Below are 13,167 nucleotides of genomic sequence, written 5' to 3'. Positions count from 1 at the left end.
TCTACTGAATCTATTCTCTGTACTTATCAGGCAATTTCTACAAACTATTGGATATTTTAACGGAACTATGGTTTACTCTGTGAAAATTTTGTGGTGGTGAGTACGCTATGAGTCGATGACGCGTTCGATATCGTCGTCGATGTCGTCTCGGGCCTTGGCGCTCGTGACGAGGCTTACAGCGATCATTACGACGATAGCAACGAGGAGCGTGAGCGCTTCTGCTGCGGAGCCGTGCGGGAGCGAGAAGCCGTAGAACTGAACGGCGACCGCTAGACCGAGGTTCCCGAATAGCGCGACTACACCGGCGGCTATCGCACCTTCCGTGGTCGCGCCTTTCCAGTTCAAACCGATCCCGAGCAGTCAGAATGGAGCTTTGACGGTTGATTCGGAATCATGTCAAATTAAGAATCGGTTCCAGCAGACGGCGAAGGCTCGGAGCCATACTTCTGCCGCGGTCGGCTTCGCGTTTCTGAACATATATGTTAGCAAAGAGGATTGCTGTTTTATCTCTCTAATAATATATTCAACAGCGTTCCGATTTCCACGGTGAGTGATCTGAAATTGGAGCGAGATTCGTGAGAGTGCAGCTGTGAGATGTCCGCTAGCATCACGAGAAACAGCGCATCGTCAAAGTGGTGTCTTTTCTGAGATCGCGGATAACCTCGGCGTAGACTGTTAGGTTTGGACAGAAGATACGTAAATTGGTGGAATTCGTTGTATAAACATTTACCGCAGCATACAGCCAGAGTCTGTCTGAGTCGATCTGAATCACAGTCTCATCAATTACGACGCGATTCGGGCCCGCACCGTCAGATGGCTGTAGATTGGCATTCCGAATCCGGTCGTGAATTGTTGTTCAGCTTCGCTCGACGCCCAAAATATAAATATATTTATTAGTATTTAAAATTGGTAGTTTGGCGAGATGGAGCTGAATACCGTTTTCGACGATCTCGTCGGTGTCCGCTCTCGCTGCATAAACTCCAAAACCGATCCATTCAGTAGAGCCGTCGAGGCAACTGAATTCGGACATGGATTATTCGAAACACCGATCGCCTCGCTTTTGATTTAATATCGTCGTTTTCGGACATAGATTACTTTGAAAACGTTCCGCCTCGCCTTTCAATTCTTATCTGAACATCGCCGGGCACGGAAAGCTACGTTGATTAGTTGTCCCCGAGAATCATACGTTCGATAGCCCTCCCCAAGTTGATTGAGTTGTCGACGGCAAGTATTCACCAGCATTACACCGTTCCCAACAGTACAGTTGGTCATGGTTTCCGAAGGTGATCGTGCACCCGACTTTACTGTCCCGCTGGCCGGTGGCAATGGCTACGATGATGTTTCCGAGTTCACACTTTCAGAGGTGATGGGAGACGGACCAATTGTGCTCGCGTTCGTCCCAGGCGCGTTCACGAGCGGCTGTACCGAGGAGATGTGTACATTCGGGAATGAATTAGGCTCTTTTGAGGCGCTCGACGCCGCGATATACGGCATCAGCGTCGACCTCCCGTTTGCCCAAAACGTCTGGATAGCACAGGAGGGGTTCAATATTCCGATGCTCTCGGACTGGGACCACGAGCTTATCCGGATGTTCGATGTCGTCTCTGAGAATATGTACGGGTCGATCGAATCCGCCCAGCGAAGTGTCTTCATTATCAATTCGGACGGAGTCGTCACGTATCGGTGGGTCCGTGAGAATGGGAACCCCAAGTTCGATTCGTTCATCGATGACATCCGAGAACGAGTGAAAGAGGCGGTTTGATAGCGATTTCAGTTATGACTACACGGTTGGCTAGCAACCTCCGTCGCACTGCCGACCGTATCCGGCGTACGGCCTGATGTACGAGTCTGTGATGAGCCCTCCCGTGAACGGAAGTGTTACATTCCATTCATGAGATGTGATCGCATGGATTTAGGGCTTGACGGAGCATCGGTGTTCGTAGCCGCGGGAAGCAAAGGGCTCGGACTGGGGGCGGCCACGCAGTTCGCTGCGGAGGGAGCGAACGTAACGGTTGCCTCCCGCAGCGCAGATAACCTTGCTCGTGCTCGCGAGGCGATACTCGACGAGACCGGCTGTGACGAGCATGCGGTGCTCACTGTCGAGATGGACCTCGCTGACCGCAATGAGATCGAGTCCGGAATCGCAGCGGCAACAACGGAGTTTGGCGGGCTTGACGTGCTGGTAACCAATCACGGCGGTCCGGATAACACCTCTTTCGAGGAGACTTCCTTGGAGAAGTTCGATCGAGGATACAACGACGTCCTCCGGAGCACGGTGGTTCAGTGCAAGGCCGCTCTCCCCCGGCTTCGGGATGGTGGCGGCGCGGTCACACACCTTGTCGCCGCCTCTGCGGCGGAACCGACGCCGCACGGTACTCTTGGAAACGTGTTTCGACCGGGTATCTACGGACTCTCGAAGATTCTCGCCAATGAGGAGGGGGAAAATGGAGTCCGATCGAACTGCGTCGCCCCTCGTGGTGTACTCTCTGACCGGATCGAGTCGAAAATCGCTGCACGGGCCGAGCGCGAGGGGGTAACAGAGGCGGCGGTGCGCGAACTTCGCGTTGAGAAGGTCCCACTTCCGGAGATGGGCACAATTGAGGAGTTCGGCAAGGCAGTCGCCTTCGTCTCCTCACAGGCCGCATCCTACATCACTGGGTCGGTGTTACCCGTTGACGGCGGGTGGAGTTCGCGTCTCCTGTAGTTTAGCGGTGAGCATTCGCCGCTCACCGTAGCTCCCATAGTGACTGTGATAATGGGATCTATTTTCAATCCATTACTCTTCTGGAACCAGCGTCGGTGTCGGATAAGTCCCGCCGTTGACGTGTAATACTTGTCCAGTCACGAACGACGCGGCGTCCGACGCGAGGAAGCAACACGCGTTGGCCACCTCCTCAACCTCTCCGAGTCGTCCGAGTGGGGTCGAACGGATTATTTCCCGCTCGATCCGCTCCCACTCATCAGTCCGGGTCCGGTTAACGTCAATGAGACCCGGCGAGACCCCGTTCACGCGGATCTCATCTGAACCCAATTCGGTTGCCAACTGGCGTATTTGTCCTTCGATTCCTAGCTTTGAACCGTACGAGTGGGCATGCCCGTGCTTGCCGAGGTACACCATCGCCCCGATCAGGTTCACGACTGAGCCCCCTCCCTGAGCCTTCATGTCTGGAACGACCGCCTGCGTCGTCTGGAACACGCCCCTGAAATTAATGTCGAGCACGCGATCAATGTCCTCTGTCTCTACCTCAAGAAACGGTTTCGACGGACGGTAGGTCGCGTTGTTCACGAGAACGTCGATCGGGCCGAGTTGATCGCGGATATCGTCAACTACCGACTTGACGTCGTCCGGATCACCGATGTCACCGAGCGCGACTGCGGCTTCGCTACCGGCTTCTTGAACGCGACGTGCAGTTTCCTCACATCCCTCCTTGTCGGTCCGGGCAGTGACCCCCACATCGGCTCCGGCCTCCGCGAGTCGGACTGCCGTCGATCGACCGATATTCCGACTTGACCCGGTGACGAGAGCGGTTCTTCCGGTCAGATCCATGTTTGACTCACCTCGAATCCCCCCGATCGTTCAAGCGTTATTCGACTAGACATCGAACTCTGTTTGGTAGTCGGTCGCGTCAAGTCGGTCCTCCCGAAGGGGCCAGAATGCGAGTAGGCGCGCTGGGTCCTCGGAGACGGCGCGAGACGCGTGTGGGACGTCCGGTGGTATCTCTACCGCGTCGTGGACGCCAAGTGAGACCCGCTCTCCATCAACGAGGAAGTCGACTTCCCCTTCGATAACGACGGTCATCTGCTCCCACGGATGACTGTGCTGTGGCTTGTCTTCTCTCTCGGGCCCGATCGTAGTCATGCCGACCATTTGGTCGACACCCCGGAAGACGACCTGCTCGAACCCAGGTCCCTCCTTCGCGGTAGGGGCATCAGCAAGATTGTGCACTGACGGGATTTCGGACGGGTCGTATCTGCGTACCATGCCACATGGAGTAACGAGACGAACTTAAAAAGTAGGTCAATGAGGTGCTCCAGATACAGAATGCAGATTTTCATCTCCTGTTCGTCTGAGTGGAAAATAATCCCCGATGGTTGGAATAACGCTCCGATCCATCGACTGCGAATCCGGACGGTTAGCCTAGCCGAGTTCGTTGATGCTCTCGACGACGGCGTCGGCAAACTCGCTGGTCGCGAGCTTCTCGCCGCCCTCGATCTGCCGGTGGAGGTCGTAGGTGAATTTCTCTTAGCTTGTGCCGTCTGCGCTCAGACGGGGTGTGGTCCGTTTGTAGGGCTAAAACTGACGAGCGAGAAACGAGGGAGCACGCAGAACGGGTGTGTCGCCAGTCAGGTGCGTCTGGCGACCAGTTGCTTGAGTTTGGGTCCAATGAACGGGCCGAGTAAGACGACGACGATCGCGATAACCAACATCAGCGAAAGCGGTTTGCTAACAAAGATCCCGAGCGAACCGCCCGAGAGCTGGAGCGACCGGAGGAGATTCTGCTCGGCAATCGGTCCGAGGACGATTCCTAAGACGAATGCAACCATTGAGAAGTTGTGCTTGCGCATGTAGTAGCCAATGAATCCCAGTGCCAGGATCGTGAAGACGTCGACCCAGTTGTTCCGAAGCGCTAGGGCACCGAGCGTCGCGAGCACGAGGATGATCGGGATGATGTAGTTGGTGTCGATCTGCGTCACGTAGCTGAGCTTCGTGATAACGGTGAGGCCCAACACGAGGATGACGATGTTCCCGACGAACAGCGCGATGAACATGCTGTACGTCTTCGGCAGCTGGCTCGTGAACAGGTCCGGGCCGGGAATGAGCCCGTGCATGATGAGCCCACCGAGCAGGACCGCGGTCGAACCGCTCCCCGGGATCCCGAACGAAAGCGTCGGAATGAGCGATCCGCCGACGGTCCCGTTATTCGACGCTTCCGAGGACATAACACCTTCGGGGTTCCCGTTGCCGAACTCCTCCGCGTTCTCCGAGGCCCGCATCGCCTCACCGTACGCGAGGAAGTTCGACACCGACGCCCCTGAGCCCGGAATCGCACCGATACCCATCCCGATGAACGCCGATTTTATTACCGTCACCGGGTGTCGGATGGTCTCTCTGACTCCCTCTCGGAGACTGCCGCTGATGGAGATGTCGGCGTCCGCGATCTCCGTCTGGTCACGGGCGAGTATCAGCATCTCCGTCACGGCGAACAGGCCGATCAGCGCCGCGACGTACGACAGCCCGTCGCGGATCGCGAACCAACCGAACGTGTATCGGAGCGTGGGCTCGACGGGCGCGATACCGATAGTGGTCAGTAAGAGACCGAAAAAGCCCGCCACGAGCCCCTTCACCATCGACCCCTGTGAGACGATCGTGATCATCGAGAGGCCGAGCAGCGCGATGAGGAAGTACTCGGGCGACCCGAAGAGCAGGACGATCTCGACGAGCACGGGAGAGATCAGGAACAGCGCGATGATAGTGAATAACCCACCGACCGATGACGCAACCGCCGACATCGCGAGGGCGTTTTTCGCTTTCCCCTGTTTGGACATCGGATAGCCGTCGAACGTCGTCGCCGCCGCCGCCGCGGTGCCGGGGACGTTGATGAGGATCGCCGCGATACTTCCCCCGTACATCGCACCGCTGTAGATGCTCACGAGGAGGATGATCGCACTGATCCCGTCGAGGGGAAGCGTCAGCGGGAGGATGATCGCCATCCCGAGCGAGGAACCGATCCCCGGAAGCGACCCGAAGAAGATACCGAGGAGTAGCCCGGCCAACATCAGGCCGATGGTGGGCCACCCGAACGCGATGCCGATCGCTTCGGAGAGGGCGCCGACTGTCGCCATCTACACTACCCCCAAGATTCCGATCTGCAGGAGATCGCCGACGTATACCCCGCGGTCGACCGGAACGATCAGCACGGTGGAGAACGCGTACCCGAGAAGCGTCCCTATTCCGGTCAAGAGCGCGATCATGTACCACGGCTGACCGAACCAGGCGGTGTACGCGACCACGAACAGCGGCGTCATCAGAAACATCGAGAACAGGTAGCTCAGACCGATGTACAACGTGATGAGGACAGCGGTGAACACGGCGGGCGAGAGCGGCCGATCGGGGATGTCCGCCTCCCTCTCCGCCGGAGATCGCTCCTCGCCCTTCTTCGCTTGCACCTCCTCCGTCTCTCGACTCCCGCCGGTGATCGACGTCGAACCGGCCACGACGGTGTAAAACGGCTCCGGGAGGTACTCGCGAATCAAAAGCAGCACCGAGCCGATCAGCGTCGCCGACCCGATGTACCGCGGGAACACCGCCGTCGTTCGGTTCCACTGGAAAGTCTGAATCACCATATAGCCGGAAACGACTATCAAGAATCCGAGGAGAATCTGTTCACTGTCCAAATCACCGAGTTGTTGCCGTACCATGTCAAATTGTGGCATTGTTTTGGGTTGTTATGTAATTTTCGTCTGGTTAGATAGCCCCGGCCGACGGGACCGCTTAGTCGGGGTTCACTTGCCAATCGCAGTCGGTACGTCGCGCGACCACGGGAAATAATTGGGAAACGAGTGGAGGGCGTTCAATTCGTCGCTTCCCGTAGGGCCTCGAGGTCCACGTTCTCGGGAATCTGTTCGAAGGACTGCTGGAGCACTTCGTCGGCGAACTCCGGCGGGTTGTACTCGATGATGTTGCCGGTCTCCTCGGACCACGACTGGACCGGCTCCGTCTGGAGCGCCTCTTCGACGGCACTTGACATCGTCTGAACCCGCTCGTCCGGCGTGTCGCCCGGCATCCACATACAGCGAGTGAGCTGACCGACGTAGTCGATGTTGGGGTACCCCTGATCGGTCACCGACGCCACGTCGGGGAACACGTTGCTCCCCTGACTTGACAAGACCGCGATCACGTCGACGCGGTCGTCCTCGGCCGCGCTGAGACCGGACGCGTCGGTGGTGACACCGACGGGCACCTCGCCGGACGCGACGGCTTGAACCAGCGGGCCACCGCCGTCGTAGCCGACGTAGTTCTCCCAACTCAGGCCGTACTCGTCGTTGTTCTTCATGATCTCGGCGATCACGTTGACGATCCCGCCTCGCTGTTGACCGCCCATGTTGGTGATATCGCCGTTGTCGAACGCCTCGATAGCGTCCGCGAGTTCGCTGAAGCCCTGGTCGGGGTTCGAATACATGACGTACGGCGTCCGGGCGTACCCGCACACTCCGCGAAGCGACGTGAGTTCCCAGTCGTCCGGCGGGTTCAGCAGGTAAGACACCGGCGTGGACGGCGGATTGAATCCACCGAAGGTGTACCCGTCGGGTTCGGCGCGGACCATCTGACCCGCGCCGCGGAGCGACGCCGATCCCGGCACGTTGTTGATCTGGATCGAGACACCGAGGATCTCCGATACCTGCGGCATGATCTGTCGGGCGTACGTGTCGGTCCCGCCGCCTTCGCTGAAGGGAACGATGTACTCGATCCGCTGGTTCGGGTATTCGTCCCCGCCGTCGCCGCCGTCGCCGCCGTCGCTACCGTCGCCGCCGTCGCTACCGTCGCCGCCGTCGCCGCCGTCGCCGCCGTCACCGCCGTTGCCCGAACATCCGGCGATGCCGGCTATTGCGATTGTCGATGCCCCACCAGTATATCGCAGGAGTGACCTGCGAGACATGCGGTCATTTGTCATGATCGACCCATTTGATTAGAAAATGCAATCATATATAATAGTTTCCATAATTTAAATGGTAGTATATGCGGAACAGATGGTGGAGGGACGACACACCCACGGTAGGTGCCGTCGAAACCCGGATTAACAAACCTCAAAACTCCCCACAGTCGGGACTGAATCTCATCCTAACGATAACCACTCGATGAATGGCCTGCTCCACCACCTTTATCAGATTCTACCGCATCTGTAAATTTCACTCACTGCATGCGAAGTCTGCGAGATGTTGATATTGTACCGGCGATCGGCGTAGCGCTGAGCGTAGTTTGTCTGTACGGAAGCGTCGCAGGGATCCCGGTTAACGGACTGTCTGCGACCGGTCAGCGCGTACTCGGTTTGTTCTTTTTCGCGCTCGTAATGTGGCTGACGAAGCCCGTTCCCTTTGTGATATCGAGTCTCACGACCGTCGTGCTCCTGTATGTGCTTGGTCTCGTAGACTCGTTCGCCACGGCTGCCAGCGGCTTCTCGTCGCGGCTCGTTTTCTTTCTCCTCATTCTGCTGCTCCTCGGAAACACGATCTCCAAGGTCGGGCTGGACCAGATGATCGCGCGACGGCTGCTCGTGGCCGACTCGCCAGGAGAGACGATCCGACTGGCCGCCGCGGGATTACTCGCACTCTCGTTTATGATGCCGTCGGCGCTGGCTCGGACCGTAGCGTTCCTACCCATCTTTGAGGAACTCGACGAACTCTGGGACGTCTCGGACGACGAGAACTTCCTCCTGGACGCTCACCTGATCCTCGGTCACGTCAACCCGGTCGCGTCGATGGGACTGATGACCGGCGGAGGCATGGCGATCCTTTCCTCAGAGTTTATCCGCTCGTCTGTTACTGACATCTCTTGGCTGGACTGGGCAGTGTTAATGCTCCCGCCGACGGTGTTCATTTTTGTCCTCGCGGTTGTGACCATTCTTTTCATCCACCCTGTCGGCGCCGCATCAGTTCCCACACCACGGGAGGAGCGTCCATCTGGAACCGGATTCGACCGGGACCAACGGATCGTCATCGGCGTAATGACCGCGGTTATCTTCCTCTGGATCGTCGGGTCATTTATTGGTATTCCGACTATTTTCCCCCCCACCGCGGCAATCCTCTTTCTCGCGCTACCAGGGATTCGGATCGTTACAGGCGATGACATGACGACGATCAGTTGGGGAATCATCTTCGTCTTCGGGACGATGTTCTCCTTACTCGGCGTACTGGAGTCGTCCGGAGTCCTCTCGTGGGTGATCGGAAACGCGGAGCGTGTGCTTCCGTTCAGCGCACTTCCTCTTTGGCAGACTGTTGCGCTCCTGTTGGCACTGGCGTTCGTCGTCCGGCTGTTCTTCTCGACGGCGTCGGCATCGCTTCTCGTGTTATTTCCCGTAATGCTGCGATTTGCCGAGACGTTCGAGATAAATGCGCTGTTCCTCTCGCTGTCGCTGCTGATGGTGGTCGGCTGCTCGACCGTGTTCCCGTTCAACACGACGACGGTGCTCCTCACCTACGACAAAGGACCGATGTCTTTGATTGACGTGATCGTAACGGGGCTCGTCACGACGGGGTACGCTGTCCTCGCGGTCGTGCTCTGCTGGACCCTCTATTGGCCACTGGTCACCTGAGGGAGACCACTAGCGAGGCGACACCGTCGAGAAAATCGAAGTTAATCGTGAATTGAACCTCTGCCGACGCTACAGAAACTTCTCGGTGAGGAGACGACCGTTTTCGACGACGGTCTCGCCGTCCAGCTCGACCGTCGGCGTGCGAACGACGCCGTCCAGATGAATGTCGCTCTTTCTGGTCCCGCCGAGCGACTCGTTGTCGCCGATAGCGAAGTGAACCGTCCCGCTCCGCTTTTTGTCCTCAGCGAGGTTGCCGATGAGCTTCGCCTTCGGGTTCGTCCCCATCGCGAACTCGGCGAGGTTCCCGGCGTTCTCGTCGCTGCGTTCGATTAATTCACGGAGCTCGTCGGCCTGACTGCCGCCGTCGACGTCTGCAACGAAGCCGTCTTCGATCTCCAAGGTGACCGGCTCGTCGAGCTGGCCGAGGCTGTCCATCGACACGTCGACGACGATGGTCCCGTTCGCCGTGTCCTCCTTCGGGTGGGTCGGGGACTCGCCCGGGGGAAGCGTGGCGAATCCCTCCGCTTCGTGATAGTATCCGTCGAGCGAGAACGCGCTACATCCGTCGACGCTGAAACTAATGTCGGTTCCCTGTTTGCTTGTGACGCGAACCTCGGAGGCGGCGTCGTGGACGTCTCGAAGCCCCTCGGTGATGCGGCGGAGTTCCTCGAAGTCTACCGTCATCGCGCCCTCAACCATCATTTCCTCTGTGACGCCGCGTAGGATTCCGAATCGAGTTCCTGCCTCGGCGGCGCGTAGCCGCGATCGGGTGTGCGTGATCGCGTGCGTGGTGCACGTGAACGCCACATCTGCAGCGGCCATGGCGTCGGCGACGACGTCCGGTGGCTCGTTTCCATGGCTCTCCAGCAGTGGCATCACCGACATCGTTGTCGTCGCGCCGGCGGCGTTAGCTGCCGTCGCGATGTTTCGGCCGACGCCGACCTTTCGAGCGTCCGTGATAACGAGGACCTCCTCGTCGGGTTTGATGTCAAGACACTCCTCTACGACTGAGGTGGACGCGTCGATCATCTCCAAGTCGAGCATTTGCTCGGGCATACGGCCTACTTGTCTCCGGGACCGCGCTTAAATCTATGCGTGACTCAAACAGCGTTGCGAGTTCAGCTCTGACGGCTCGGTAGCGACGGACGACCAATCCACGGTGTTGAGAGGGACTCCGTCCGGACGGATACGGATCGGCAGTGGAGTGTGGTCTATCTGGGGAGCGATGACGTCTACGACTCCGTCGAAAGGTGGATAACCGCGAGGATGAGGCAGGCGACTGCTAAACAGCCCACGAAGCCTCCGAAGGCGAGCCTGTAGTTCCACCGTGTGGCAACTACACCGACGTACGTGGGTGCGAAGCTCCCAATCCCGGTCCAGATGGTCTTCATCGCCCCGAGGTCCCCGGCCATGCTATCATCCGGAAACAGACCGATGAGGTACGCCTGCATGACCGGAGGGTAGGCGCGGAGCCCGGTCGCGACGACGACGACGCCGACGACAGCCATGACGACGTTTCCTGACGTGATCAAGACGACGAGGCCGACAATGGCGACGGCAGTCGCAACGACCCCGACAAATATGCGAGAGATTGCGTCCCCAAGTCGACCCGCGAGCGGCCCGACGATAATCGCGATGACGAAGACCGATGCAAAGGCCACTCCCGCCAAAGTGGGACTAAACGATTTTTCGACTCGCAAGAATGTCGGCAGGAAGCCGAGAAATCCTTGCCAAGCAAAAGAAACGCAGACATACGCGAGAAGCAGCGATCTCGCACGCGAGACAGCAAACACCCGACGGCTCGTGCCGCCGAGTTCAAGGGAGACACGACCGACCACCCACTCACCGTCGGCCCATCGCACCAGCGCGAACAGCACGACGGCGAGGACGCCGATGACCGGGAGAAACGAGAGCTGCCAGACGCCGACCGAGACGGCGGCGAGCGTGACGCCTGCCGCCGCACCCGCGCCAATGGAGCCGGATGCTGACTGAATACCGAAAACGTGGCCACGGCGCTCGCCGAAGACGTCTGTCAGAAGTGCCCGGGACGGAACGAAGTACAGTCCGGCGCCGAGCCCCACGAAGACGAAGCCAATGAGGAGTCCAGCGTATGTGGAGACCACGCTAAGCACGAGGAAGCCGACCACGAGGGTAGCGAGACTCACCGTGAGCACTGTCTTCCGCGAGAGCGCGTCCGAGAGACGACCGCCGGGATACTGACTGAGTGCGTAGACGAGCCACATAACGGTGAGGCCGAATCCCGCTGTCGATGGCGATATCTGCAGATCGTCGATGAGTGTCGGGATCAGCGGCGGGATGGCTTCTCGTCCGAGTCGAACCGAGAGCCATCCCGCCGAGAGGGCGATAAGTATCCGCCCGTCGGCGCCTGCCCAGACGGAGCGGTCGTTGGTTGACACGTCGGCCACGATGAGACACCCACACTTGGTAGTAGAGTTCCCGGCAATTGGAGCAAACTGTCGCGCTCCGAGGGGCCATTCACGCCGTTGCTGTCGCTCGCAGCGAAACCTATATTCGTCGCTTGCGCCTCGTCGTGGATATGTCGGACACGCCACAGCCCATTGGTCAAGGGTCTGTTCCGGGCGTACTGTTTCGCGGTGGCACCAGCAAGGGGTTCTTCGTCCGAGAAGGTATCCTCCCCGAGCCCGGGCCGCTCCGCGACGAGCTCGTATTGGAGCTGTTCGGTTCCCCGGATCCGCTCCAGGTCGACGGTATTGGTGGCGCGAAATCTCACACGAGCAAGCTCATGATCGTCGGGCCGGCGGACCGTGAGAACGTCGACGTGGCCTACACGTTCGGGCAGGTCGCTGTCGAGGATCCCGTCGTCGACTGGGGCGGTAACTGCGGTAATCTTACGGGCGCCATCGGTGCGTTCGCCGTCCACCAAGGCATCGTCCGTGTCGAACCGCCCGCCGCCGATCTCACCCTCGTCAACACCAACACCGACACCGTAATCGACCAGACCGTTCCCGTGACTTCCCACGGACTCGACGTCTACGGCGACTACGCGATCGACGGTGTGCCCGGAACGGGCCCCCAGATCCCCTCTCGCTTCCGCGACCCAGCCGGCGGTGTTACCAGCGCGTTGTTTCCGACGGGGACAACGACCGAACAGGTCACCCTCGAGGGAGCCGATCGGGACGGTAGTGACCTCAGCGTGACCTGCTCCGTCGCCGACGTGGGGAATCCCTGCGTCTTCCTGCGGGCGGCCGATTTAGGTCTCGATGGAACCGAACTGCCGAAGGAGCTATCGGAGACGCCCGGACTGCTTGACGAGCTCGAACGGATCCGCGGCGTCGTCTGCGAGCGGATCGGGCTGGTGGACGACGCGTCGCGCTCGCGTAGCGAATCGCCTGCGGTCCCGCAGATCGCTGTCGTCTCTGAACCGCAGTCGTACGACTCCTCCGTGGAAACACACGTCTCAGCAGACGAGATCGACATTACGGCTCGAATCGTCACCTCTGGGACGCCTCACCACGCCTACGCCGTGACCGGTGCAATGTGTCTCGCTGCGACGGCGTCCCTGCCGGGAACGGTCCCGAACGAAGCCGTCCGTTCCCCGACGGACGGTTCGGTTACTATCGGCCATCCTAAAGGGAAGATAGAGATCGGTGTGGAAGTTGCTGCAGATGAGACGCGGTACACTCGTAGTGGGGACACTGACGATGGAGCAGGCCCCCGAATTGAGGCAGTTACGGTTAGGCGGACCGCTCGCCCGTTGTTGGTCGGCGAGGCGCAGTACCGCTATATCGGTAGCCTGTCACAGCTCAGTCCGGACACGTCAGAATGATCGATCGTCCCGCTGGAGGGCGGGGCACTTATTTTCGTCTCGGTTGCA

At 59.1% G+C, this 13,167-nt stretch carries 12 protein-coding genes; 4 read left to right on the top strand and 8 right to left on the bottom strand.

Annotation, left to right across the window (positions count from 1 at the left end):
* Positions 1 to 105: 105 nt before the first annotated feature.
* Positions 106 to 345 (bottom strand): hypothetical protein, encoded by a 240-nt coding sequence (locus DJ81_RS14875; RefSeq protein ID WP_094558086.1) that lies wholly within the window; start codon positions 343 to 345, stop codon positions 106 to 108.
* 925 nt (positions 346 to 1,270) lie between these two features.
* Here DJ81_RS14875 and DJ81_RS14865 point away from each other — a divergent pair.
* Positions 1,271 to 1,762 carry a redoxin domain-containing protein gene (locus DJ81_RS14865; protein WP_094558085.1) on the top strand — a complete coding sequence of 164 codons (492 nt, stop codon included), beginning with the start codon at positions 1,271 to 1,273 and terminating at the stop codon, positions 1,760 to 1,762.
* Between the two features lie 144 nt (positions 1,763 to 1,906).
* Positions 1,907 to 2,704 carry an SDR family oxidoreductase gene (locus DJ81_RS14860; protein WP_094590369.1) on the top strand — a complete coding sequence of 266 codons (798 nt, stop codon included), beginning with the start codon at positions 1,907 to 1,909 and terminating at the stop codon, positions 2,702 to 2,704.
* Between the two features lie 72 nt (positions 2,705 to 2,776).
* On the opposite strand, the gene DJ81_RS14855 is transcribed toward DJ81_RS14860, so the two are convergent.
* From DJ81_RS14855 to DJ81_RS14835, 5 genes are all read right to left on the bottom strand, one after another.
* Positions 2,777 to 3,547: an SDR family NAD(P)-dependent oxidoreductase gene (locus DJ81_RS14855; RefSeq protein WP_094590367.1), complete on the bottom strand. Its 771-nt coding sequence runs from the start codon at positions 3,545 to 3,547 to the stop codon at positions 2,777 to 2,779.
* 45 nt (positions 3,548 to 3,592) lie between these two features.
* The gene (locus DJ81_RS14850) at positions 3,593 to 3,982 is read right to left on the bottom strand and encodes a cupin domain-containing protein (RefSeq protein ID WP_094590365.1); all 390 of its coding nucleotides are present in this window, start codon (positions 3,980 to 3,982) and stop codon (positions 3,593 to 3,595) included.
* Between the two features lie 362 nt (positions 3,983 to 4,344).
* Positions 4,345 to 5,844: a tripartite tricarboxylate transporter permease gene (locus DJ81_RS14845; RefSeq protein ID WP_094590362.1), complete on the bottom strand. Its 1,500-nt coding sequence runs from the start codon at positions 5,842 to 5,844 to the stop codon at positions 4,345 to 4,347.
* Positions 5,845 to 6,420 (bottom strand): tripartite tricarboxylate transporter TctB family protein, encoded by a 576-nt coding sequence (locus tag DJ81_RS14840; RefSeq protein ID WP_275542433.1) that lies wholly within the window; start codon positions 6,418 to 6,420, stop codon positions 5,845 to 5,847. It abuts the gene before it with no gap.
* 152 nt (positions 6,421 to 6,572) lie between these two features.
* Complete coding sequence (locus DJ81_RS14835) at positions 6,573 to 7,658, bottom strand: tripartite tricarboxylate transporter substrate binding protein (protein ID WP_170938340.1); 1,086 nt, start codon at positions 7,656 to 7,658, stop codon at positions 6,573 to 6,575.
* Between the two features lie 261 nt (positions 7,659 to 7,919).
* On the opposite strand from DJ81_RS14835, the gene DJ81_RS14830 reads away from it, so the two are divergent.
* On the top strand, positions 7,920 to 9,311 hold the full coding sequence (locus DJ81_RS14830) for an SLC13 family permease (protein WP_094590358.1): 1,392 nt from the start codon (positions 7,920 to 7,922) through the stop codon (positions 9,309 to 9,311).
* Positions 9,312 to 9,380: 69 nt separating this feature from the next.
* On the opposite strand, the gene DJ81_RS14825 is transcribed toward DJ81_RS14830, so the two are convergent.
* A complete protein-coding gene (locus tag DJ81_RS14825; protein ID WP_094558077.1) occupies positions 9,381 to 10,367 on the bottom strand; it encodes an aminopeptidase in 987 nt (328 codons plus the stop codon).
* Positions 10,368 to 10,543: 176 nt separating this feature from the next.
* Positions 10,544 to 11,728: an MFS transporter gene (locus DJ81_RS14820; RefSeq protein ID WP_170938339.1), complete on the bottom strand. Its 1,185-nt coding sequence runs from the start codon at positions 11,726 to 11,728 to the stop codon at positions 10,544 to 10,546.
* Positions 11,729 to 11,868: 140 nt separating this feature from the next.
* Here DJ81_RS14820 and DJ81_RS14815 point away from each other — a divergent pair, with 140 nt between their 5' ends.
* Positions 11,869 to 13,119: a 2-methylaconitate cis-trans isomerase PrpF family protein gene (locus tag DJ81_RS14815; RefSeq protein ID WP_094558075.1), complete on the top strand. Its 1,251-nt coding sequence runs from the start codon at positions 11,869 to 11,871 to the stop codon at positions 13,117 to 13,119.
* Positions 13,120 to 13,167 lie beyond the last annotated feature (48 nt).

The sequence above is a fragment of the Halorubrum sp. Hd13 genome (genome assembly GCF_002252755.1).
Lineage (GTDB): Archaea > Halobacteriota > Halobacteria > Halobacteriales > Haloferacaceae > Halorubrum.
This window is presented reverse-complemented; position numbering and strand designations above follow the sequence as displayed.

What these genes read in the sequence shown, in the direction of transcription:
- DJ81_RS14865 (WP_094558085.1), top strand. Translation starts at nt 1,271, where the DNA reads ATGGTTTCCGAAGGTGATCGTGCACCCGACTTTACTGTCCCGCTGGCC.
- DJ81_RS14860 (WP_094590369.1), top strand. Translation starts at nt 1,907, where the DNA reads ATGGATTTAGGGCTTGACGGAGCATCGGTGTTCGTAGCCGCGGGAAGC.
- DJ81_RS14855 (WP_094590367.1), bottom strand. Translation starts at nt 3,547, where the DNA reads ATGGATCTGACCGGAAGAACCGCTCTCGTCACCGGGTCAAGTCGGAAT.
- DJ81_RS14850 (WP_094590365.1), bottom strand. Translation starts at nt 3,982, where the DNA reads ATGGTACGCAGATACGACCCGTCCGAAATCCCGTCAGTGCACAATCTT.
- DJ81_RS14845 (WP_094590362.1), bottom strand. Translation starts at nt 5,844, where the DNA reads ATGGCGACAGTCGGCGCCCTCTCCGAAGCGATCGGCATCGCGTTCGGG.
- DJ81_RS14840 (WP_275542433.1), bottom strand. Translation starts at nt 6,420, where the DNA reads ATGGTACGGCAACAACTCGGTGATTTGGACAGTGAACAGATTCTCCTC.
- DJ81_RS14835 (WP_170938340.1), bottom strand. Translation starts at nt 7,658, where the DNA reads ATGTCTCGCAGGTCACTCCTGCGATATACTGGTGGGGCATCGACAATC.
- DJ81_RS14830 (WP_094590358.1), top strand. Translation starts at nt 7,920, where the DNA reads ATGCGAAGTCTGCGAGATGTTGATATTGTACCGGCGATCGGCGTAGCG.
- DJ81_RS14825 (WP_094558077.1), bottom strand. Translation starts at nt 10,367, where the DNA reads ATGCCCGAGCAAATGCTCGACTTGGAGATGATCGACGCGTCCACCTCA.
- DJ81_RS14815 (WP_094558075.1), top strand. Translation starts at nt 11,869, where the DNA reads ATGTCGGACACGCCACAGCCCATTGGTCAAGGGTCTGTTCCGGGCGTA.